Source organism: Bacillus fonticola (assembly GCF_012955605.1).
Taxonomy (GTDB): Bacteria; Bacillota; Bacilli; order Bacillales; family JC228; genus Bacillus_CG; species Bacillus_CG fonticola.
Map to the genome: position 1 here is coordinate 1,759,594 of NZ_CP052135.1, position 21,292 is coordinate 1,780,885.

Consider the following 21,292-nt stretch of genomic DNA (forward strand, 5'->3'; position numbering starts at 1 on the left):
AAGATCACATCCTTCCACTCAAAAATGTGCGGAGTTTTTGTACAAAGGAGCGCTCTTGCTCGTTCGATATCCCGTTTAACATGTGAAGCTGTTCACGAACAATGTTTTCTTGCGCGAGACTGATCGCGGCTTTCGGCTTCGAAACGGTATAGGGCGATTGTTGAATGACGGCGCTACTCACAGCTGCATCTTCAGGTAGAACACCGTAGAGAACGACAGAAGCACCTAAAAATTGATGGAGCGTCCCCACAAGCCGACTGTAAACATTTCTTGCTTCTTTTTCGTTCTTTGCTTTGTTCACGAGTAACTTCGGCTGTTTTTCGGGATAGTGAACGAGTAGGTACTTCAAAACAGAGTAGGCATCTGTCATCGCTGTAGGCTCTGGGGTCGTCACAACGACGATGTCCCGAGCAGCGAGCATAAACGTTAAGTGGGATTGGCTGATACCGGCGCCTAAGTCTAAAATGAATGTGTCGTACTGTGCTTGAATCGCTTCCAACTCATCAAGAAACGCACTTACCCGTGCAGAACTGAGATCAACTAATTGATGAAAGCCTGACCCCCCGGAGATGTACTCCATCCCTTCAGGTCCTTTTTGAATGAGGCTTTTGAGTGGAACCCCTCTAGTAAAGAAATCATAAAGGGAGCCTGATGAGCGCTGTCCTAATAGCACATCGATGTTGCCCATACCTACATCCAAATCAATGAGCAACGTACGCGCACCGTGCTTCGCATACAAAATGGAAAAGTTACACGAAATGTTGGACTTTCCCACCCCGCCCTTTCCGCTTACAATGGCGATTGAATGGGGAATTTTATTCGTCGTGTCATCTCGTTGGACAGTACGATTTGTCCCCATAAGACGCGTTCGTAAAGACGCCGCCTGATCATCCATGTTGATCACATCCATCGTTCAGCAGAAGCTTTGCAAACGCGTCTTTTGAAATCGGCAACAAGTCGTCTGGAACGTTTTGTCCATTTGTTACGTAAGCAACGCCCTTTTCGTATTCCTCAACGATAGAAACCATCGTGCCGTATGTAGCGGTTTCATCTAGCTTCGTGAATATAAAACGATGGATATCAATGTGACGAAACTTGTCGATAATAGCGCGCATATCCTCTTCTTTTGAAGTCAAGGCGAGCACAAGAAAAGTTTCCACTTCATTTGTAAAGTCGATGACTTTTTCTAAGTCTTGAACGTACGTTTCATTTCGGAAATTGCGCCCTGCCGTGTCAACAAACACGACGTCATAGTCACAGAAGCGTTCCTTTGCCTTCCGAAAATCTTGCACGTTATAGCAAACTTCGAGTGGTGCCCCCACTATTTTTGCGTACGTTTGTAGTTGATCAATGGCTGCGATCCGATACGTGTCTGTCGTAATGAAAGCTGCACGTTTACCGTGTTGAAGAATACTGTCTGCAGCTAATTTGGCTAACGTCGTCGTCTTGCCAACGCCAGTAGGACCGACAACATTGATATATTTTTTTTCGTACAAAGTGGGGCCGAAAGTAAGAGAAGACCAAGCGTTTTGCATTTCTTGTGAAAATGCATTTTCCACTTGAAGCGCATCGTCTTTGTACAGTCGCTTCGTCACTTGCTCTGTCCAAAGTTTAACAGTACTTGGTCGTACGCCTACTTGTAGCAGGTTCCGACAAATAGGTTGCACCTTTTCAGGGAAGAGTGTACTATCTAAGCCATTGTTTACCGATTCTGTTTGTTGTTTACGGCTCATTTGCTCTCGTAACTGCTTCACCTCTTGAAGAAGTGGCTCCAGAGATGGTGACGCGGGAGCGATTTCTTTTTTCTCAGGAGAGTGCTCATACGCCACTTTCTGGGGACTAGGCGCCCCGTGCTCGTCAACAGCTGCTACAATCTCTAGTTGCCTTTTCTTAAACATGCCAAGAAATCCACCCGTATAGACCACTTTAGAATTAACAATCACTGCATCATCGCCAAGCTGGGTACGAATTTTTTGCAACGCTGCTGGCATAGATTCGGCTACAAATTTCTTCATTTTCATGAGCTAACTTTCACCACCCCTACGCTTTGCACTTCGACATTCGACTCCAATTCGTTATAAGAAAGGATCGGAACTTGCGGAAAAATACGTTCTGTAAGCTGACGAACATACATCCGAACACCTGGTGAGCAAAGGATTACCGGCGACTGTTCTGTCAAACTGAGACGTTCCATTTCATGAGCCATGGCGTTCAGAATTTTTTGCGATGAATCTGGATCTAACGATAAGTAATTCCCGTGTTCTGTTTGTTGAATATGATCGGCAAACGTCTTTTCGACCGCACCGGATAGTGTAATCACCTTGAGCACATCGCCTGTAACGTATTGAGAAGTCAGTTGTTTCGCGAGCGATTGTCGTACATATTCAGTCAGTAGTTCTGGATCACTCGTCATCTGGGCTGTATCTGCTAAAGTCTCAAAAATAACGGGTAAGTTTCGGATCGACACGCCTTCCTTTAATAGCTTGGAGAGCACTTTTTGGATGTCTCCAATAGAGAGCGGGCTTGGCGTAATCTCTTCAACTAAAATAGGGTACATTTCTTTCACGTGCTCAATGAGTTCACTCGTTTCCTGACGACCAAGAAGCTGACTCGCATGCGTACGAATCGTTTCTGTAATATGCGTGCTCACAACAGAAGGGGGGTCAACAACTGTATATCCGAGTAATTCTGCCTCATCCTTCGTCGCTTCCGTTACCCATTTCGCTGGCAGTCCAAATGACGGTTCAATTGTGTCAATCCCAACAATAGAAGGGTCGTCTTCCCCAGGAGACATCGCGAGAAAATGATCGAGGAGAATTTCACCCTTTGACATTTCCTGCCCTTTTACTTTCAAGCGATACTCATTCGGTTCCAATTGAATATTGTCACGTATACGGACGATCGGGATGACAAGGCCTAATTCCAGGGCAAGTTGTCGCCTAATCATTACGATCCGGTCAAGCAGATCTCCACCTTGTTGACTGTCTGCTAGCGGAATGAGCCCATAACCAAATTCAAACTCAATCGGATCAAGATTTAATAGTTGAACGACGTTTTCTGATTTTTTCATTTCATCACTGGCGGCTACTTCTTCCATCTCCTGCAGACCTTCTTTGTCGACGACATCCACACGACTTAACATGAAGCCCCCAACGATCATAAGTCCACCTATCGGAAGGGTCAAAAGTAAACCAATTGGCGTCACCATTCCAAGTAACAAAATAGCCCCACCAGCTACGTAGAGCATCTTCGGGTAAGCGAGCAATTGTGTCGTAATGTCTTTTCCAATGTTGCCGTCACTCGCTGCGCGTGTCACGACAATACCTGTAGCTGTAGAGATCAGGAGGGCTGGAATTTGACTCACAATCCCATCCCCGACAGTTAAGCGTGAGAACGTGATTGCAGCATCTGCGAATCCCATCCCTAACACGGCCATGCCGATGATCATCCCAAAGAGTAAGTTAATGAAAACGATGATCACACCAGCGATAGCATCCCCTTTCACAAACTTACTAGCACCATCCATGGCACCGTAAAAATCAGCTTCACGGGAAATTTTTTCTCGGCGCTCCTTCGCGTCCTTATCAGATATGGCACCTGCGTTCAAATCGGCATCAATACTCATTTGCTTCCCTGGCATTGCGTCGAGAGTAAATCGTGCTGCCACCTCTGAAACACGCTCAGAACCTTTTGTAATGACGACAAATTGAATGATGATAAGGATCGAAAACACGACGAGACCAACTAAAATGTCGCCACCCACAACGAACGTTCCAAACGTATCGACAACTTGTCCTGCATCTTGGTCTGCTAAAATAGACCTCGTTGTCGATACATTCAGAGCAAGTCGAAACAGAGTGAGGAGCAATAAGAGGGAAGGAAATATGGAAAATTGCAAAGGCTCCTGCATGTTCATTGCAATCAAAAGGACAACTAATGAAAGGGAAATATTAATGATAATGAAAAAGCTCAACATCATCGGTGGAAAAGGTATGATGAGCATCGCTACGATTAAGATAACACTTAGTAAGACCGCTAAGTCTCGAGCTTTCATATGATTTCCCTACTTTCTTACTACTTTGTGTTCCTTCTAGGTGTTTTGTTATTCGTTTGATACACGTAAGCCAAAATTTCCGCTACCGCTTTAAAAAACTCTTCTGGTATTGGTTGACCAATTTCCGTGCTTTCGTATAAGCTCCGCGCTAACGGACGATTTTCTACCATTTCAATTTTGTTTTCGCTAGCAATTCTCTTTATTTTCTGGGCAAGAAAATCCGCGCCCTTTGCTACTACGTACGGCGCATCAGATTTCTCCTCGTCATACTTCAATACAATCGCAAAGTGGGTGGGATTGGTGATGACAACGTCTGCATCCGGAACTTCTTGCATCATGCGTCGAGTTGCCATTTCTCGCTGTCGCTGTTTAATCCTCGATTTGATGAGTGGGTCGCCTTCCGTGTTCTTATATTCATCTTTCAAGTCTTGCTTAGACATGCGTATATTCTTTTCGTGATCAAAGCGTTGGTATAAATAATCAAACACAGCCAGAACGATTAACACAACTGATCCCGCTAATCCCATTTGTAACGTTAATAAGCCTAGCGTAGAAACGATATCGCCTAAGGAGGTCAGTGATAGTTGCAACACTTCGTCAATCTGAAGCCACAATACGGCGAACGTGACCACCCCAATAAGCGTGATTTTGAGGAACGACTTTGCGAGCTCTACCAATGCTCTCCATGAAAATATTCGTTTCGCCCCTTTGATCGGGTCAAGCTTCTCCAGCTTCATTTTAATCGATTCAGGAGCGAATAACACGCCCACTTGAATGTAATTCCCAATTACAGCTGCAACAAATGCGACGAGCATTACAGGCACAATCATCCAAGCAAATTGCTGTAAAAACTCCAGAAACAACGTAAAAGCCGATGCCTCTGTCAGTTCCCATAGCATGTACTCTCCGAAAACAGTCGTAAACACCGCAAGTGAACGATCTAGCAAAAAGCCGCCAAGGAATAGAAAGGATAAAAATACAAATAACATAATGATAGCGGTGTTCACATCTTGGCTTTTCGCTACTTGCCCTTTTTTGCGTGTGTCTTGTCGTTTTTTCGGGGTTGCTTTTTCAGTCTTTTCTCCAGCAAAATATTGCAAATCTAATTGAAGCATGTTGCTTTGAACCCCTTTACTCTGCCGTCATGTAAATTAATAGATCACGCATCGAAATAAACATGAACTCAAACAATCCTTTTACGGCGGTCATAAAAACAGCAAAAACGATAATGAGCACAAGGAAATTCACCAGGATTTTTAACGGAAAGCCGACTACAAATATGTTTAGCTGCGGAACCGCTCTTGCTGTAATACCAAGTGCCACGTCTACAAGAAATAGCGTCGCGACTACTGGAATCGCTAATTGAAACGCAATCGCAAACATCGTAGAGAATGATTTAGCGATAAACTCAACTGTTTCTCCTTTGCCTAATCCCCAAATCGTATCGGTCAAACCTACCCATTGATAACTATAAAACAAGCCATCTAGTAATACATGGTGGCCATCAACAGAAAGGAGAAAAAGAATAACGAATACGTAAAAATATTGTCCAAGCATCGGTGTTTGTGCACCTGTTTGCGGATCGATGACGTTAGCGATCGCGAACCCTACTTGGAAATCAATGAGTCCACCAGCGATTTGTACAGCAGATAAAATGATCATCGCCGTAAATCCTAATGCTAAGCCAACCATGACTTCTTTGATCACAAGTAAAATAAAGGCATCATCTATCGGAATGCTTTCGGCGTCGACAACGAATACGAGCGTCCAGCTAAATAGAATCGAGAATAGAATTTTATATTGAACCGGAATCGTTTTGTATGAGTAAAACGGGACGGTGAGAAAAAACGACGATACCCTTGCTAAAATAAGTAAAAACGCCGGTAGTTCATCCACCCATTGTAATAGTGTCATCAAGGTTTCATCCTATAAACGTCGTTAAATTCTCATAGATATCAATTGTATAGGAGAGCATGCGGCTCAACATCCACGGACCAAAGAAAACGATCCCTATTAGCACAGCGACGATTTTCGGTATGAACGCTAACGTTTGTTCTTGAATTTGCGTCGTTGCTTGGAAGATACTGACGAGTAGCCCTACGATGAGCGCAAGCAGTACAAGCGGACCTGAAATATACAAAATTGCCCATATTCCGTTTTCAGCCAATCCAATCACATCTTCACCACTCATTAAGGGTCACCTACCTAAAAACTTTCTAATAAAGATTTCACAACCAAATACCAGCCATCGACTAGAACAAACAGCAAAATTTTAAACGGCAATGAGATCATGACAGGGGGTAGCATGATCATCCCCATCGACATAAGCACGCTAGCCACAACCATATCAATCACTAAAAAAGGAATAAAGATCATAAAGCCAATTTGGAATGCCGTTTTTAACTCACTGATTACAAAAGCTGGGACTAGCGTCGTTATAGGAATGTCGTCGATGGATTCTGGTGTTTGGGCTCCTGTATAGTTCAAAAAGAGCGCTAAATCCTTTTGTCTCGTCTGTTCACTCATAAACTCTTTAAATGGCGTACTTGCTCGCTCGTACGCTTCATCTAATGAAATCTCTTCATCAAAGAGTGGCTGTAGTGCTTGGTCGTTTACCTCTTGTAAAGTAGGTGCCATAATAAAAAATGTTAAAAATAAGGCGAGGCCGATGAGCACTTGAGTCGGTGGCATTTGTTGTGTGGCCAGTCCGCTCCGAACGAATCCAAGCACAATGATGATACGCGTAAAGCTCGTCATCAGAATAAGGATGGCAGGTGCTAAAGACAATACGGTCAAGAGCAATAGTAATTGTACGGATGTGGTAATGTTTTCCGTTTCAGCAGTGGAGAACAGATCTACAAATTCATTCATCGTTCGTTCTGTCTCCTTTCTGCTGCTGAAGGGCATCTGTTACACGTTTTCGATTCTTTTTCAACTCACGAAGTTCCTTTTCGAACTTTGATTGAAAAGTGGGATCTTTTTGGGACCCAGTTGCTTTCGGTAAGCTTTTCCCTATACGAGAGAAGCGCTTCATCCATTGATCAATTGGTGGAACCACTGATTCTTCGCTTGTTTGCAAAGAGGCGAGAAGTTTTTCTACATCTTGCTCATCAGTCCATTCGCCTAGTAACTGCACGTTCTCACCGACGCCTAGCAGAAGGACACGATCGCCAACTTTGACGACTTGCATACTCGTTTTTGGAGATAGTGAAGATCCAGCAAGCGTTTGAATGCCACCTTGTCTTTGAAAAGGTGATCCCTTTTTTTGAATCCATTTTAATATAAGGAGTAAGATAGCTAGAACAAGGACGAGTGAACCAATCATCCGCAGTACGTCCCATGCGGTAATCCCGACACCTGACGTTTCAGATTCTTCATCAGCTTTCACTGAAGCAGGTGCCTCGTTGGCACAAGATTCTGGTTGCTCCCAGCAATCTTTCACGCTTTGATTGCCAATTTGGGCGAGAACAGGTGAACCATTAGTCAGGAGATAGAGAAACAGGATGCTAGATAAAATACGGATGAAGTTGACTGTCTTCATATAATGGCCACCTACTTTTTTAGCTTAACGTTTTGTTAATCGCTTCTAGCACTCTATCTGCTTGAAATGGTTTCACAATAAAGTCTTTTGCACCAGCTTGAATGGCATCAATTACCATCGCTTGCTGACCCATTGCCGAGCACATAATCACTTTAGCGCTCGGGTTGATCGCTTTAATCTCTTTTAATGCAGTAATGCCGTCCTTTTCTGGCATCGTAATGTCCATTGTGACAAGATCTGGTGCGAGTTCTTTGTATTTTTCGACGGCTTGTGCTCCGTCCTGAGCTTCGCCAACTACGTCATAGCCATTTTTTGATAAGATGTCTTTAATCATCATGCGCATAAAAGCTGCGTCATCTACGATAAGAATTTTGTGAGCCAATCCTAAAACCCCCTAGCGAATTTTTTTCAGCCGATCCGCTTGACTTAAAATATCTGTCACACGAACCCCAAAGTTTTCTTCAATTACTACTACTTCACCTTTAGCAACTAAACGGTCATTTACGAGAATATCAACAGGTTCCCCTGCTAATTTATCAAGTTCTAAAATAGATCCCGATGACAGCTCTAAAATCTCCTTAACAGAGCGCTTCGTGCGACCGAGCTCAACCGTTACCTGGAGCGGAATGTCTAGAAGCATATCTAAATTACGTGTATCTGCTCGTGGTGTTTGACCGGGGGCAAACTGTGAAAACGTTGCAGGTTGTACGTTCGCTTCCGGAGCCTCGTGCTCACGTCTCGGTTGTTGAGCCATTTGCGACACAGCCTCTTGAGTAGGTTGTGCGGGATTCTCCCGAGTTGGGTGTTCAGGCTGTGCAGCTAGTTTGGTAGGTGCTTCACTCACTGCAAACGGTGGCTGTACAGGCTGCTCATTTGACATTGTTCCAGGTTGAACTTCCTCTTCTTGTGGCGAAAGTAGCTCATGTACAAGAGAACGAGCAAACTGCACAGGAAGCAATTGCATAATGGTAGAATCGATCAACTCTCCTACCTTCAAACGAAAAGCAACGCGCGCTAACATATTTTCTTCCGGAATATATTCCGTGCCTTCCCCATGCTGTACATCCAGTAAAGAGATGTTCGGCGGAGAAATGTCTACTCGCTTACTAAACACTGTCGACATGCTCGTCGCTGCCGAACCCATCATCTGATTCATCGCTTCTTGTACTGCACTTATTTGGATCTCTCCGAATTCGGCAGTCGCCTCTTGTCCATCTCCGCCAAGCATAAGGTCCGCAATAATAGCAGCGTCACTCTGCTTAATAATGAGTAAATTCTCACCTGCAAAACCTTCTGTATACTGAACTTGTATGGCCACATAAGGATGAGGAAACTCTTCCGAAAGCTTTGAGCGTTCCACTACAGAAACCGTTGGCGTCGTGATTTCGACCTTTTGATTTAAGAGTTGGCTCAATGCTGTCGCAGAGCTCCCGAACGAAATGTTTCCGATTTCTCCTAACGCGTCTAGTTCGATTAAGTTGAAATAATCTTCTACAGCTGCGGATTTATTCTCTGTTGGTTCATCGTCTGTCCCTCGAAGAAGCGCATCAATTTCGTCTTGAGAGAGCATACCGTCATTCATCATCGTCGTCTCCCCCCCTATATGGATCTAGTATTTGTATCGCCATCTTTTTTCCGACCTGCCCAGGTTGAGCAAAGTACTTCGGCACTCGATCGACGTGGATAACCAGTGATTCTTTAATGGAACGTTCTAGCGAAATACAATCGCCTTCTTCCAATGAAAGAAAGTCTTCAATGGTCATTACAGATCGACCTAGCTCGGCTACGATCGGAAGTTGTGCACGCTTTATACTTTTTTCCAGCTCGTGCACTTCTGCTTGCGAGCGCTCTTTTTTTGCCGTTTGCATCCAATGATGAGCAGAAAGCTTTGGAATTAACGGTTCAAGTACGACGTGTGGGATACAAATATTTATCATGCCACTTGTTTCCCCAATTGTCGTATTTAATGATATCACGACAACCGTTTCGTTCGGGGATACCATTTGCAAAAACTGCGGGTTTACCTCAAATTCCGACAATACCGGGTCAATCGATACAATGGATTGCCACGCTTCTTGTAAATTTTCCGCTGCTCGTTCAAACATCGCTGACATGAGCTTTGTCTCGATTTCTGTTAAACTCTCCACTTTGTTTACACTGTTCCCTTTGCCCCCAAGTACCCGATCCATCATGGCGTACGCAATGTTTGGGTTTACCTCCATAATGATTCGTCCGTCTAACGGGGGGACTTCAAACACATTAAGAATAGTCATTTTTGGAATGGAGCGTATAAATTCCTCATACGGGATTTGATCAGCCGAGGCAACGGTAATATTCACGTAGGTCCGAAGCTGAGCAGAAAAGTAAGTAGTCAGCATGCGGGCAAAGTTTTCATGAATTCGCGTGAGACTGCGGATTTGATCTTTCGAGAAGCGGAGCGCACGTTTGAAATCGTACACTTTTACCTTTTTTTCATTTTCTTCTTTTTTAAGCTCGTCTGCTGACATCTCCCCCGTTGAGATGGCTGATAGCAGGGCGTCTATTTCATTTTGCGAGAGGATGTCTTGACTCAATAGACCTCACCTCCTTTTCGAACACTGATTAAAAGATCAACCTGTAACGCCTACTGTAGAACGAAGGAAGTGATGTACACACGTTCAACACGACCACTTTGCATGACAGCATTCAACTTTTCGCGAAGAGTATTTTCAACCGCTGCCTTTCCTTCACTACCTTTGAAATCTTCCGCACTCAAATCGGAAATCTTCTTTAAAATGATGTTTTTGGCTTGAAAACTTCTCTTATCCAGTTCTTCCTTAGCGTCTGCGCTACTCGTTTGAATCTTGAATGAAATACGAATAAATTCATCGCTCATTAAGTTTGTCGTCATTTCCTCAAAGTCAACCGAAGCCTCTAGTACTTCATCGATAGTTGGTTCAGAAGAAGCTGCTTGTGAATCTGTTAGAAAAAAGTAAGCGAACACACCAGCTCCAACGACGGTGAGAATGGAAAGTGTGACAAGGGTCGTCAGTAAAACTTTATTCATCAGCACTCCCTCCTTCAGGTGGGCTCGCCTGCAATACATTCGCTTGACGATAAAAATCAACGATTCGGTGGCGCACCTCTTCAACAGATTCCGTAACAACAAACTTTTTCCCGTTAGTTAATGTCAGCATCGTATCTGGGTGTGCTTCAACCGTCTCGATATATAAACCGTTCACGTGAAAAGTTTTCCCGTTTAAGCGTGTCACTTCAATCATATTGCGGGGGGCCTAAAAGCGATGATTACCTCAATTTTTTACTGTTGAGGTGACCATTTCTTCGCCTTTAGGACAGCCCCTTCCCTCCCCACGTTATCGTTTTAGATTGACGAGTTCTTGTAGGACTTCATCGGACGTCGTAATGATTCTTGTATTCGCTTGGAATCCACGCTGTGCCGTAATCATTTCTGTGAACTCTTCCGAGAGGTCAACGTTGGACATTTCTAGAGCACTTGACGCAATGCCGCCACGCCCTACTCCAGGCAAGCCTACATTGGCGTCCCCAGAGTTAACTGATGCTCTGTACAAATTGTTCCCAGTCTTTTCGAGACCAGATGGGTTAGAGAACTTCGCCAACGCAATTTGCCCAAGCTCTGAAACTAAACCATTTGAGTAAACTCCATTAATCTCTCCGCTTGCACCGATGTTAAAACTTTGTAGATTGCCTTCTGTGTTTCCGTCTGGAGCGACTAATGCCGTGATAGAACCTTCGTTTTGAGCAAGACCCGTTACATCAAGATTGACTCCCCCCGTGATTCCAGCAAGCTCCTCTAAATCTAGTGCGTCAAGTTCTTCTGCAACGAGTAAGCCCTCATTATCTGGGTCTTCGGCGAACGTGATGGTTCTTGTTACTGGATCAGCTTCTGGGTTGGACGGATTTGAGATAGAGACATCCCACTCTCCAGTGGCTTCACCAGGGGCAAACTCAACATCAAGCGTCACGTCTTCCCCATTATCGTTGACTACCTTCATTTGTTGTGTAATCGCTTTGTTTCCCACCGAATTAGGAGGTAGGTTACCTGCAAATGTCATGTTTTCCGTCACACGCGCTGGCTCAGCAGAGTTGACGTTCACTTCAATATCTTCTAGCAATCCGTTAGCAAATGACTGAACTTTGTATCCGTCACTATTGACGAGTGTTCCATTATCATCTAAATAGAAGTTTCCTGCTCGCGTATAGTAGGAATTATCGCCGTTTCGGACGATGAAGTAGCCGTCCCCGTCAATGGCAAGATCAAGCGGTCGCCCGGTAGTTTGTAAGCTACCTTGTGTATCGATCGTATCAATCGAGCCTACTGTACTGCCTAATCCAACTTGCACCGGGTTTCTGCCCCCTTGATCTCCCTGAGCTGCAGTAGCACCTTGAATGGATTGGTTCATTGCATCTTTAAACGTGACACGACCTTTTTTAAAACCGAACGTGTTCACGTTGGCGATATTGTTACCGATGACGTCGAGTTTCGTTTGGAAATTTTTCAACCCGCTAATACCTGAGTACATTGAACGTAGCATTTGTCATTTTCCCCTTCCGTGTGTGGCTGCTTCTGTCATTCCACAGCCTGAAGACCTTCTCGTTTTATTCGAGTCCAGGTCGTTAGTTTTTCAATACAATCGTTCCGGTAATGTTCGTGAAAATTTGTGCTTGCAGGTCTGCTTGATTCATAGCGGTAATGACCGTTTTGTTTTGCGTGTTGACGATAAACGCATGGTCGTTAAACAGTACGAGCGATTCTTTTACCCCTTTTTCTTTCGCTTCTTGTACTTTTTGCTGCATCATGTTCCAGTCAGTAGGTGACATTTCAATGTCGCGGTCTTTCATACGACTAGCCGCGTGTTTTGTCACACGAAGGGAATGAGTTTCTTCTATCGCACCCTTCAAAGTGTCTTGGAACGATCTCCGTTCTGACGTCTGTTGCTTTTGTACTTGTTGCTGCTTCGGAAGTGGGGCTGTTCCCCATTGTGCTTTTAATTGCTGAATGTTCACCCGGCACTCACGCTCTCTACGCTATTGATACGATTCATTGAAATCGTTTCGTCTGAGTCAAGTGTCAGCTCAACTGCGCCTTGCTTCAACTGCACTCCTTGAACAAGCGCTTGTTGAACATTCCCCTCTTTGTCCGTCCACGAGACTTGTTTGCCGATTAAGTAACTGGCTGTAACAAGCGGGTTTTCAAGTTGTGGTACGGAGTTGAATTTGGAAACATCCTCAAGATTTAACGAAGTGCCATCTTGTAAAGTAAAGCTCGGCTCACCGCTTTTCCAATTGACAGACTGAATGAGCCCGTCCCCAGTCAATGGCGTTGTTTGTCCATCTTCGTTCTCCACTATTTTTTCAAATGAAATCGATTGACCTACGAGCTGTTGAAGTGAGAGCCACTGTGTATCTTGTTGGGAGGCTAAAAACTTCTCAAAGTTGCTAGACATATTCGTCATCTGTTCGAGTGTAGAAAAAGATGCCATTTGGGCGATAAACTCTTTGTCATCCATCGGGTTCATTGGATCTTGGTTTTCCAACTGCGTCATTAAAATTTTCAAGAAGTCATCCTTCCCTAAAACGGAGCTTCCTGTGTTCCGCTCTGCCTTTTGGGTAGATGATAAGTATAAAGAATCATCAATGTTGTTTGACATTCTGCCACCTCCTTACCATGGAATCTCTAACTCTTGTAATAGCTTTTCGAGTGTTTCATCAAATCGCACCTGCTCATTGTCATTCTTACTTTCATCGCGTTCATAGTCTGGTTGTCCAGTAGATGGCTTTCCTTGCTCCTGCTGTTGACTAAATTGCTTTGGACCAGATTCTTGTGATGCGGATCCATGGGATACTTCAATTTTCTCTACAGTAATATTCGCTTGAGCAAATTGCGCCTTTAGCTGGTGGAGCTGGCCTTCTAAGGAATCCTTTGCGCTTTGGGTAGACGCCAAAATTTTCGCGGTTACGACTCCATTTTGTTGGAGAAGTTCAACACGGAGCGAACCTAAATGTTCAGGATTCAATTTCACTAGTAGCTTCGTTGACTGACCATTTTTTAACAGTGTCGCGCGTTCCATCAGTTGTTCAAATTGCTTTGTAAACGCAGTGAGTGTCATCGGACGCGTTTCTTTTCCTGGCTGAAGTTCGCCTTCTTTGCCTATGGAGATCCATTGAGATAGTTCCTGTTGAAATGGTGCGCTATCTTCGGTCATTGTAGGAACAGTGCCTTTCGTAACTGTTTCAGAAGGTTCACTTTGCTGGCCCGTTACGGCATTACGATCGATAAAAGCTTGTCTTGCTTGAAAAGCTCTTTGCACTGCTTCTTCACTGCTTTCTGACACTGTAGGTGATTGTTTCGAAGGTCCATCATCCATCAGCTGCAGTAGTAAGGATGAAAGGCTAAGTTCGCCACGTCTTGTCGCACCGCCTTTCTGATCCACGTCATATGCCCCTCCGTTACGCTTTCCTTCAGATCCCAGGCTAAGTGCGATCACTTGAATCCATTTCATCGCTTCTTGTATGTCAGGTTGCACAGTGCGTGCATTCGTCGCTGGGATACGATCTATCGCTTGTAAGAACGTTTGGATTGCGCCCATCAATTGCTCTGTCGTTTGCTCTCGGGATTCGGGATTTAACTCACTTACTTGCATTGTGTTAAGTCCGAGCTGTGCCTCAAGAAATGCGCCTCCTTGCTGCCTACCTAGTTTTTTCAATGCACCTTCTATTAAAGTAAGAATGGCAGTGGCATCGGTTCCAAGCGCATCAAACAATTGCCGTAGCACATCGTTACGCTCGCCTTCTTCTGCCGTAAATCCCTCTACAAGTTCTTGCGCATCTTCACCCGTCATTCCTTGTAGTAAAGACAAAAGCGAGACGGTTCCCTCTTTCCTTTCAGAGACTTGCGCGGTGTTCGGTGCTATTCCCATAAAGGAAGCAAACGTTCCTGCTTCAGATTTGCCCATTTTTTGAGAACTTGTTGGTGAAGAAACGGTTCCTAGTGCTTGTACAGCTGCGACGTTCACTATATATTCACCTCCTTAAAAACACCGTACCGATCTTTACGGTTGGGTTCGTGCTTGGGTCGTGATTTGTTCCGTAAAGCGCGCCGCATCTTCTGCAGACATCGATTCTAGTAGATCTGCGAGCGTTTCTATCGTTACATTAGATAAAATCGCAAGCGCTTGTTCTTCGTTCATCTGTAATAAGATAGGCGCGGCTGTTCCCCCATCCATTTCTTCAAACGTGTCGAGGACATCTTGAAAGGCACGCTTGTTTTCTTCTTGCATTTGCCTGAGCTCTATTGCTTGGGCTTGGGCTGCATCTCGCTGTTCAGTAAGGATCGTCACTTCTTCTTGGAGGTCAGCTACTTCCCCTTCTAGTTGTTGAGCAAGGACCTCACGATCGCGAACACGTGCCTTGAGTTCTTGTAGTCCGTCATCTGAAGTAAATGACGCCTCCTCATTAGCAAGAAAACTTCCAACGACTGGGAGTGAGGAACCGTACGACTTTAGTGTGTCAAACACGTTCACGCCAGCAAACGTGAGGACGACAAGAGCTATGGCACTCGCCACTAGAAAAGGGAACAAAAAGAGGAACAAGAACGTTTTACCACGACTCTTTTTCTTTACCTCTACTTCTTCTTTCATTACTTGCTTCTTTTTGGGTTTTGCCACCATTGCTCACCACGTTCCTCTTTGCATAAAGCTTTGTGTTGCAAGTTCATCGAGCAACAAGTTTTCTTTTCTATGGCGCTCACTTCGTTCTACTGTTACCGATCGTTCACGCAGCTTTTCAAACTTCTTTACCTCCCGAAACTGGGTTTGAAAGTTTTGCTCGCGTAAATGCAATTGGGCCTGTGCTTGTTGTACTTCTTTTTGCACATGAGCAATGCCCGTTTCTAACTGTTCGAAGAAAACTTGTGTATGGCGCATCTTATCTATAGAAATTCCTTTTGTCAGCTCGTGTCGTCTACCTTCCTCTAGTACTTCTTTTTGTTTAAGGAGAGAGTAGAGTTGTTCCAGTTTTTCTGTAGCCTTTTTCTTTGCTTGCTCATAGGATTCCTTTGCCACGTCTTTTTCGCGTTCTTTTACTACTACCAATCGGTCATAACGTGTTGAAGGGGTCATACTCGTTCACCTTCCCGTAATAAGTGTTGAATAGATGCGACATGCTCCGCGAACGATCCGGTTTCGAATGTCTCTTGCTTTAAATACCGAATCAAATCCGGGTACCGCTGCACCGCTTCGTCAACGTCTTTGGATGAACCGCGTTTGTACGCACCAATTTGTATCAAATCTTCGGACTGTTTGTACGTGCTGTACAGTTCGCGAAACCGGTTTGCGGCTTTGACATGTTCTGCTGATACGAGGTGTGGCATGAGCCGGCTAACGCTTTTTAAAATTTGAATGGCCGGAAAATGACCTTGGTTGGCTAAATCACGATCTAGTACGATATGTCCGTCTAATATTCCGCGCACGGCGTCCGTAATCGGTTCGTTCAAATCGTCACCATCCACCAACACAGTGTAAAACGCGGTAATCGAACCTTGATGGCTTGTCCCCGTCCGTTCCAAAAGCTTCGGCAACATGGCGAATACACTTGGTGTGTATCCCTTCGTAGCTGGAGGTTCCCCTACTGCTAATCCCACTTCTCGCTGCGCCATTGCAACACGTGTCACAGAGTCCATCATAAACATCACGTTGTAGCCTTTAGCACGAAAATACTCTGCGATACTTGTCGCCGTATAAGCGCCTTTAATACGCATAAGCGCCGGTTGATCAGACGTAGCCGCCACCACGATCGTTCGCTTCCGTCCTTCCTCGCCAAGGTCACGCTCGATAAACTCGCGAATTTCGCGTCCTCTTTCTCCGATAAGGGCGATGACGTTAATGTCTGCTGTCGTCTTTTTGGCGATCATCCCAAGTAAAGTGCTTTTTCCGACACCACTTCCTGCAAAAATACCTACACGCTGCCCTTTCCCCACAGTGAGCAATGAATCAATTGCGCGTACACCAACGCCAATCGGCTCATGAATAGGGGGACGTGTCAGTGGGTTAGGAGGTGCAGCATCTGTTGGCACACCCACCAACCCTTTTGGCAAAAGTTTCTCGTCCATTGGGTGGCCGAGAGCGTCTAGCACTCTTCCGACTAATCCTTCGCCTACCCTTACTTGCAATGCTGATCCTGTCGCTTCTACTAAACTACCGGGAGAGATTTCTTGTACAGACTTATAAGGCATGAGCATAACGTTTTCATTTTGAAAGCCAACCACTTCTGCTAAAATGGGCTGCCCCTTTCCTTGGGTTGAGGGGTGAATCCAGCAAACATCCCCTATCGAGCTTTGCGGTCCTTGTGATTCAAGAAGTAATCCGACTACTCGTTGAATCCTTCCGTAACGCTTGAGAGAATCGACTGCCGCAATGTGTGGGACAAGATCAATGGCCTTCATGTGCAGGGTCTCCTTCCAACAACGTTTCAAGAACAGCGTGCAATTCTTTCAGTTGTGTTTCTAAACCTGCATCAATCTTCCCATTGGCACTTTCCACCACAAGCCCACCCTCTGCAAGTGAGTGGTCTGGATATATGTACAGGTCAATCTCGCGCGGGAAAATAGCTTGCAATTGATCCTTCTCCCCCAAAGTACGCTCGTATTGACTCGGGTGCACATGTATCTCAGCGTAAGGCGTTTGTCGTAGCTCTCTTAGTACATCTTTAACAAGAGGGACCATCGCGGCTTCGTTTTCAAGACTAGTACGCAACACTTTTTCTGCTATTTTTTTTGCTAGTAGTAGGATTGTAGTTTCCGCAGCTTGGAGATAGGCGTCTTTTTCACTCTTGATGAAGTTCACGATGTCGATCGCTTCGGCTATACGCGTTTCGTACATGCGCTGTCCGGTCGTCTCTCCGTCTTTGTAACCCGCTTCATACCCTTCGTCGTGCGCTCTTTCTTTTGTTTCTTTATATTCCACTGCCATCCGCTCTTTTTCTTCTTGCTTAGTCGCTTCCCAGTTAGCTTTGTGTTCATCCACTTGAGCACGAATGCGGGCAGCGTCTTGTTCTGCTTTTTCGAGAATGGCATGTGCTTGCCTGTGCACATCTTCAAGAGAAGGGGGCTTGTCTTCTTGTAATAGAAACGGCTTAACTCCAATTGGACGACTGTCATGAAGTAGTAACCTTGACGATTTGTACACTCTAGACAATGATGTCATCTCCTCCACCACGTGCAATCACAATTTCACCAGCATCTTCCAGGCGGCGAATAATCGATACAATTCGCGATTGAGCTTCCTCTACATCCCGCAACCGAACAGGTCCCATAAATTCCATTTCTTCTTTGAACGTTTCACTCATTCGCTGAGACATGTTCCGGAACACAACTTCTTTTACTTCATCACTCGCTACCTTTAATGACAAGATCAAATCTTCGTTATCACAATCACGGATCACTCGTTGAATAGAACGATTGTCTAACGTGACGATGTCTTCAAACACAAACATCCGCTTCTTAATCTCTTCAGCGAGTTCAGGATCCCGGATTTCCAAGGCGTCCAAAATCGTTCGTTCCGTCGCCCTGTCTACGCCGTTAAGCACTTCTACAACGGATTCAATACCACCCGTTTGAGTGTAGTCTTGTGTAACGGTAGCAGACAATTTCCGTTCTAAAATTTGTTCCACTTCGGAAATTACCTCCGGTGAAGTGCTGTCCATGACCGCAATTCTTTTGGCGATATCTGCTTGCACGTCATGTGGCAAACTAGAAAGAATTTGTCCTGCTTGTGCCGGATCTAGGTAGCTGAGCACGAGAGCAATCGTTTGTGGATGCTCGTTTTGGATGAAGTTTAAAATTTGACCTGGGTCAGCACGTCTAGCGAAGTCAAAAGGCCGGACTTGCAGTGACGATGTTAAACGGTTAATGATCGCAGAGGCTTGGTCGCTTCCGAGTGCTTTTTCTAACACGACTTTCGCGTAGCCAATCCCCCCTTGCGAAATATAGTCTTGAGCGAGCGCAATCGAGTGAAATTCTTCGACGATTTCTTCTTTTGAAACCGTTTCAACTTTTTTCACTCCGGAAATTTCTAACGTCAGTTTTTCAATTTCTTCTTCTGATAAATGCTTATACACTTGGGCAGAGACATCTGGTCCGAGCGAGATGAGGAGGATGGCTGCCTTTTGCTTGCCTGTTAGTTTTTTCATTACATCCTCCTCCTTACTCTTCTGATAGCCACGTACGTAGCAATTTAGCAAATTCGTCTGGGCGATCCTTCGCTAGTTTTTCAAGTTGCTTACGACGCACCGTACTTTCCGTTTCTTTCTCGCCGTTTACATCCGGAACGTTAGGCATTTCTTCGATAACGAAAGATTCCTCTTCTTCTTCCGTATTGCTTCGACGTTGACGCATGAATAGGAAAATAAGAAGGAGAATAGCTAAAAGCATAATTCCTCCAACTAACCAAATCCACCACGGAATTTGTGTAGAAGGCTCTGTATTTAAGTCAATCTTTCCATTGAACGGCTGAACAGAGACCGCTATTTTTTCCTCTAAGAATTCTTCCGTGACACCCGCTTCCCCTATCGCGTCTTTATCAATGGTCGTTCGGACGATAGAGCTAAGTACATTACGAATATCTTGTACACGCTGCTCTGGAAGTGTTTCTTCCCCTTCTGGTGGCTCCACCATCACTTGAATACCTAAGTCGCGTATTTGATAAGGTGCTTCCACGATTTCGCGGCGAATTCGATTCACCTCGCTGTTGATCGTTTCTTCCACACGCTCGTAATCCCCGTTACCACCTTGACTTTCTAAGTAGCTCGTACCAGCATCTGTTGGATCTTCACCTTGGGGAATGCCGCCAACCGCGTCACCGTTCCCCTCAAACGTTTCTGTAATCCGCTGTGCACTAATCTCAATACCAGCGTTCTCTTCGTCGTTAACTGGCTCCACTAAATCTTCAGTAGACTGCACTTGGTCGAAATCTAAATCTGTCGTCACAGAAACTACCACTTTATCCCGTCCCATGAGCGTCCCTAACATATTTTGAACTTGACGTTGTAAATCTCGTTCTATTTCACGCTTTACCTCTAGTTGCGTACCCATGACGTCACCAGACGCTAAGCTATTTCCCTCTTCCAAATCGTAGTACTCAAAATATTGATCCATAATGACGATATTCTCTGTAGGAAGATTCGGTACACTTTTTGACACTAACTGGTATAAGGCACGAATTTGAGACGGCTCAAACTGGTAGCCAGGCTTCGTATCTAAAACAATAGAGGCAGAGGCGGTCCCCGCTTGATCTGAGACGAAAATACTCTCTTCTGGCAAAGAGATCATCACGCGCGCGTCATTTACGCCATCGATACCCTTTATTAGATTAGCAAGCTCACTTTGTGTCGCATCTAGTTTCATCACGTTAAATTCATTGTCTGTTGTCCCAATCCCAGCATTTTGACTAAAGAAAGAATAGTCAATGTTTCCACTGTTAGGAATTCCCTCAGCAGCAAGTTCAACCATTAATGTATCAATATTTTCTTCTGGAACTAAGATCGTTTGTCCACCATTTGTAATTTCAGAAACAATGCCCCTACTATCTAACGTTTCTTTAATTCGACCCGTTTCAGAAGGTGCAAGATTGCTATATAGTGGTGCCATCGTAGTTCTAGACGCAAACATCAAAACGGTGACCAGCACACTAAGCAGAAGAAGGATGGATGCGATCAAAAGAAAGCGCTGCTTCGATGTGCGTTCCGTCCAGAACATTCGGACCGGACGGACATATTGTTGTATTCTTTCGTTCATTCTGATCCCCCACTGCTTAAGAAGTGTTCATTTGAGAAAGGCTATATACGCGAACTTTGGTAGAAACACCCATTAAGAAAAGGTTTTTCTAAATTTGCATTCTCATCATTTCTTGATAAGCCTCAATCGCTTTATTCCGCACTTCTATAGCAGTTTGCAGCGTAATAGACGCTTTTTGTGATGTGATCATCACATCTTGTAGCTGCACATTTTCACCTCGTACTAAACGCTCGGTCATGAGGTCAGATTGGACCCCAGCGTCATTTACAGACTGTATGGATTGTTGAAGCACTTCTGCAAAGGATTGTTGAAACTCGGCAGGTGTGGTTTCCTTTTTCTGAAGAGGTTGTACAGAAGGAAGAGCAGAAAATACAGATCCTACATGGTTCATCTAAGATTCCTCCTTATCTATGTAAATTCAAGCTTTTTGTTTATTTCCCGATTTCTAGCGTCTTCATGAGCATGCCTTTGTTCGCATTCATCACCGTGACGTTTGCCTCGTAAGAACGGGTGGTACTCATGAGGTCGACCATTTCTCGAAGGGGATCAACGTTCGGCAACTGGACGTACCCTTCTTCGTTAGCGTCAGGATGAGTCGGATCATACACTTGTTTAAAGGGTGTAGGATCTTCTACAATCCGCCGAACACGAACTCCCTCTCCCGATTGGGGGGTAGAACGATTCATCGCTTCGTTAAAAAACGAAGAAAACCCGCTTCCCTTTGGTGCTAAATCGACCATCTTTCTTCGGTACGGTTGCCATTCTCCATTTTCGAATGTCGCGCGCGTCGTGTCAGCATTTGCCATATTTGAAGAAATGACATCCATCCGTAATCGTTGAGCAGTAAGAGCTGACGCGCTAGTATTCATCGCTTGAAACACTGACATGT

General features: G+C 44.8%; 25 protein-coding genes. All 25 read right to left on the minus strand.

What is annotated here, in order from left to right; all coding sequences use genetic code 11:
- Nucleotides 1–4: 4 nt before the first annotated feature.
- The 25 genes from HHK01_RS08580 to flgC all read right to left on the minus strand — a co-directional run bounded on the left by HHK01_RS08580 (nt 5) and on the right by flgC (nt 21,290).
- Nucleotides 5–910: a MinD/ParA family protein gene (locus HHK01_RS08580; protein WP_228027525.1), complete on the minus strand. Its 906-nt coding sequence runs from the start codon at nt 908–910 to the stop codon at nt 5–7.
- On the minus strand, nt 888–2,021 hold the full coding sequence (gene flhF, locus HHK01_RS08585) for a flagellar biosynthesis GTPase FlhF (RefSeq protein ID WP_170007397.1): 1,134 nt from the start codon (nt 2,019–2,021) through the stop codon (nt 888–890). Before flhF ends, HHK01_RS08580 begins: the two co-directional genes overlap by 23 nt.
- Nucleotides 2,018–4,054, minus strand: a complete 2,037-nt coding sequence (flhA, locus tag HHK01_RS08590) for a flagellar biosynthesis protein FlhA (protein ID WP_170007398.1) — start codon at nt 4,052–4,054, stop codon at nt 2,018–2,020. The genes flhF and flhA overlap by 4 nt, the downstream gene beginning before the upstream one ends.
- Nucleotides 4,055–4,074: 20 nt before the next feature.
- Nucleotides 4,075–5,169, minus strand: a complete 1,095-nt coding sequence (gene flhB / locus HHK01_RS08595; protein WP_170007399.1) for a flagellar biosynthesis protein FlhB — start codon at nt 5,167–5,169, stop codon at nt 4,075–4,077.
- Between the two features lie 16 nt (nt 5,170–5,185).
- A complete protein-coding gene (gene fliR, locus HHK01_RS08600) occupies nt 5,186–5,968 on the minus strand; it encodes a flagellar biosynthetic protein FliR (protein WP_170007400.1) in 783 nt (260 codons plus the stop codon).
- A 7-nt stretch (nt 5,969–5,975) separates the two neighbouring features.
- Nucleotides 5,976–6,245 carry a flagellar biosynthesis protein FliQ gene (fliQ, locus tag HHK01_RS08605; RefSeq protein WP_170007401.1) on the minus strand — a complete coding sequence of 90 codons (270 nt, stop codon included), beginning with the start codon at nt 6,243–6,245 and terminating at the stop codon, nt 5,976–5,978.
- A gap of 14 nt (nt 6,246–6,259) precedes the next feature.
- The gene (gene fliP, locus HHK01_RS08610; protein ID WP_170007402.1) at nt 6,260–6,925 is read right to left on the minus strand and encodes a flagellar type III secretion system pore protein FliP; all 666 of its coding nucleotides are present in this window, start codon (nt 6,923–6,925) and stop codon (nt 6,260–6,262) included.
- Nucleotides 6,918–7,595: a flagellar biosynthetic protein FliO gene (locus HHK01_RS08615; RefSeq protein WP_170007403.1), complete on the minus strand. Its 678-nt coding sequence runs from the start codon at nt 7,593–7,595 to the stop codon at nt 6,918–6,920. Before HHK01_RS08615 ends, fliP begins: the two co-directional genes overlap by 8 nt.
- A gap of 19 nt (nt 7,596–7,614) precedes the next feature.
- Entirely contained in the window at nt 7,615–7,977 is a 363-nt protein-coding gene (locus tag HHK01_RS08620; RefSeq protein WP_170007404.1) for a chemotaxis protein CheY, read from the minus strand.
- 12 nt (nt 7,978–7,989) lie between these two features.
- Nucleotides 7,990–9,180 carry a flagellar motor switch phosphatase FliY gene (gene fliY, locus HHK01_RS08625; RefSeq protein ID WP_170007405.1) on the minus strand — a complete coding sequence of 397 codons (1,191 nt, stop codon included), beginning with the start codon at nt 9,178–9,180 and terminating at the stop codon, nt 7,990–7,992.
- Nucleotides 9,170–10,168 (minus strand): flagellar motor switch protein FliM, encoded by a 999-nt coding sequence (gene fliM, locus HHK01_RS08630; RefSeq protein WP_170007406.1) that lies wholly within the window; start codon nt 10,166–10,168, stop codon nt 9,170–9,172. Before fliM ends, fliY begins: the two co-directional genes overlap by 11 nt.
- Before the next feature lie 50 nt (nt 10,169–10,218).
- A complete protein-coding gene (gene fliL, locus HHK01_RS08635; RefSeq protein WP_170007407.1) occupies nt 10,219–10,641 on the minus strand; it encodes a flagellar basal body-associated protein FliL in 423 nt (140 codons plus the stop codon).
- Nucleotides 10,634–10,855: a flagellar FlbD family protein gene (locus HHK01_RS08640; RefSeq protein ID WP_170007408.1), complete on the minus strand. Its 222-nt coding sequence runs from the start codon at nt 10,853–10,855 to the stop codon at nt 10,634–10,636. Before HHK01_RS08640 ends, fliL begins: the two co-directional genes overlap by 8 nt.
- A gap of 93 nt (nt 10,856–10,948) precedes the next feature.
- Nucleotides 10,949–12,148 carry a flagellar basal-body rod protein FlgF gene (gene flgF, locus HHK01_RS08645; RefSeq protein ID WP_170007409.1) on the minus strand — a complete coding sequence of 400 codons (1,200 nt, stop codon included), beginning with the start codon at nt 12,146–12,148 and terminating at the stop codon, nt 10,949–10,951.
- 82 nt (nt 12,149–12,230) lie between these two features.
- Nucleotides 12,231–12,620: a TIGR02530 family flagellar biosynthesis protein gene (locus HHK01_RS08650; protein ID WP_228027526.1), complete on the minus strand. Its 390-nt coding sequence runs from the start codon at nt 12,618–12,620 to the stop codon at nt 12,231–12,233.
- Complete coding sequence (flgD, locus tag HHK01_RS08655) at nt 12,617–13,264, minus strand: flagellar hook assembly protein FlgD (RefSeq protein WP_170007410.1); 648 nt, start codon at nt 13,262–13,264, stop codon at nt 12,617–12,619. The genes HHK01_RS08650 and flgD overlap by 4 nt, the downstream gene beginning before the upstream one ends.
- A gap of 12 nt (nt 13,265–13,276) precedes the next feature.
- Nucleotides 13,277–14,629, minus strand: coding sequence for a flagellar hook-length control protein FliK (locus tag HHK01_RS08660; protein ID WP_170007411.1), 1,353 nt, complete (start codon nt 14,627–14,629; stop codon nt 13,277–13,279).
- A gap of 36 nt (nt 14,630–14,665) precedes the next feature.
- Entirely contained in the window at nt 14,666–15,283 is a 618-nt protein-coding gene (locus HHK01_RS08665; RefSeq protein ID WP_170007412.1) for a magnesium transporter MgtE N-terminal domain-containing protein, read from the minus strand.
- 3 nt (nt 15,284–15,286) lie between these two features.
- Complete coding sequence (gene fliJ, locus HHK01_RS08670; protein WP_170007413.1) at nt 15,287–15,733, minus strand: flagellar export protein FliJ; 447 nt, start codon at nt 15,731–15,733, stop codon at nt 15,287–15,289.
- Entirely contained in the window at nt 15,730–17,055 is a 1,326-nt protein-coding gene (gene fliI, locus HHK01_RS08675) for a flagellar protein export ATPase FliI (RefSeq protein ID WP_170007414.1), read from the minus strand. Before fliI ends, fliJ begins: the two co-directional genes overlap by 4 nt.
- Entirely contained in the window at nt 17,042–17,797 is a 756-nt protein-coding gene (fliH, locus tag HHK01_RS08680; protein WP_228027739.1) for a flagellar assembly protein FliH, read from the minus strand. The genes fliI and fliH overlap by 14 nt, the downstream gene beginning before the upstream one ends.
- Nucleotide 17,798: 1 nt before the next feature.
- Nucleotides 17,799–18,800, minus strand: a complete 1,002-nt coding sequence (gene fliG, locus HHK01_RS08685; RefSeq protein ID WP_170007416.1) for a flagellar motor switch protein FliG — start codon at nt 18,798–18,800, stop codon at nt 17,799–17,801.
- Nucleotides 18,801–18,813: 13 nt separating this feature from the next.
- Entirely contained in the window at nt 18,814–20,403 is a 1,590-nt protein-coding gene (gene fliF, locus HHK01_RS08690; RefSeq protein WP_170007417.1) for a flagellar basal-body MS-ring/collar protein FliF, read from the minus strand.
- Between the two features lie 88 nt (nt 20,404–20,491).
- A complete protein-coding gene (gene fliE / locus HHK01_RS08695) occupies nt 20,492–20,794 on the minus strand; it encodes a flagellar hook-basal body complex protein FliE (RefSeq protein ID WP_170007418.1) in 303 nt (100 codons plus the stop codon).
- Nucleotides 20,795–20,834: 40 nt separating this feature from the next.
- Nucleotides 20,835–21,290 (minus strand): flagellar basal body rod protein FlgC, encoded by a 456-nt coding sequence (flgC, locus tag HHK01_RS08700; RefSeq protein WP_170007419.1) that lies wholly within the window; start codon nt 21,288–21,290, stop codon nt 20,835–20,837.
- Nucleotides 21,291–21,292: the final 2 nt, after the last annotated feature.

What these genes read in the sequence shown, in the direction of transcription:
- HHK01_RS08580 (WP_228027525.1), bottom strand. Translation starts at nt 910, where the DNA reads ATGGATGTGATCAACATGGATGATCAGGCGGCGTCTTTACGAACGCGT.
- flhF (WP_170007397.1), bottom strand. Translation starts at nt 2,021, where the DNA reads ATGAAAATGAAGAAATTTGTAGCCGAATCTATGCCAGCAGCGTTGCAA.
- flhA (WP_170007398.1), bottom strand. Translation starts at nt 4,054, where the DNA reads ATGAAAGCTCGAGACTTAGCGGTCTTACTAAGTGTTATCTTAATCGTA.
- flhB (WP_170007399.1), bottom strand. Translation starts at nt 5,169, where the DNA reads ATGCTTCAATTAGATTTGCAATATTTTGCTGGAGAAAAGACTGAAAAA.
- fliR (WP_170007400.1), bottom strand. Translation starts at nt 5,968, where the DNA reads ATGACACTATTACAATGGGTGGATGAACTACCGGCGTTTTTACTTATT.
- fliQ (WP_170007401.1), bottom strand. Translation starts at nt 6,245, where the DNA reads ATGAGTGGTGAAGATGTGATTGGATTGGCTGAAAACGGAATATGGGCA.
- fliP (WP_170007402.1), bottom strand. Translation starts at nt 6,925, where the DNA reads ATGAATGAATTTGTAGATCTGTTCTCCACTGCTGAAACGGAAAACATT.
- HHK01_RS08615 (WP_170007403.1), bottom strand. Translation starts at nt 7,595, where the DNA reads ATGAAGACAGTCAACTTCATCCGTATTTTATCTAGCATCCTGTTTCTC.
- fliY (WP_170007405.1), bottom strand. Translation starts at nt 9,180, where the DNA reads ATGATGAATGACGGTATGCTCTCTCAAGACGAAATTGATGCGCTTCTT.
- fliL (WP_170007407.1), bottom strand. Translation starts at nt 10,641, where the DNA reads ATGAATAAAGTTTTACTGACGACCCTTGTCACACTTTCCATTCTCACC.
- HHK01_RS08640 (WP_170007408.1), bottom strand. Translation starts at nt 10,855, where the DNA reads ATGATTGAAGTGACACGCTTAAACGGGAAAACTTTTCACGTGAACGGT.
- flgF (WP_170007409.1), bottom strand. Translation starts at nt 12,148, where the DNA reads ATGCTACGTTCAATGTACTCAGGTATTAGCGGGTTGAAAAATTTCCAA.
- flgD (WP_170007410.1), bottom strand. Translation starts at nt 13,264, where the DNA reads ATGTCAAACAACATTGATGATTCTTTATACTTATCATCTACCCAAAAG.
- HHK01_RS08665 (WP_170007412.1), bottom strand. Translation starts at nt 15,283, where the DNA reads ATGGTGGCAAAACCCAAAAAGAAGCAAGTAATGAAAGAAGAAGTAGAG.
- fliJ (WP_170007413.1), bottom strand. Translation starts at nt 15,733, where the DNA reads ATGACCCCTTCAACACGTTATGACCGATTGGTAGTAGTAAAAGAACGC.
- fliI (WP_170007414.1), bottom strand. Translation starts at nt 17,055, where the DNA reads ATGAAGGCCATTGATCTTGTCCCACACATTGCGGCAGTCGATTCTCTC.
- fliG (WP_170007416.1), bottom strand. Translation starts at nt 18,800, where the DNA reads ATGAAAAAACTAACAGGCAAGCAAAAGGCAGCCATCCTCCTCATCTCG.
- fliF (WP_170007417.1), bottom strand. Translation starts at nt 20,403, where the DNA reads ATGAACGAAAGAATACAACAATATGTCCGTCCGGTCCGAATGTTCTGG.
- fliE (WP_170007418.1), bottom strand. Translation starts at nt 20,794, where the DNA reads ATGAACCATGTAGGATCTGTATTTTCTGCTCTTCCTTCTGTACAACCT.
- flgC (WP_170007419.1), bottom strand. Translation starts at nt 21,290, where the DNA reads ATGTCAGTGTTTCAAGCGATGAATACTAGCGCGTCAGCTCTTACTGCT.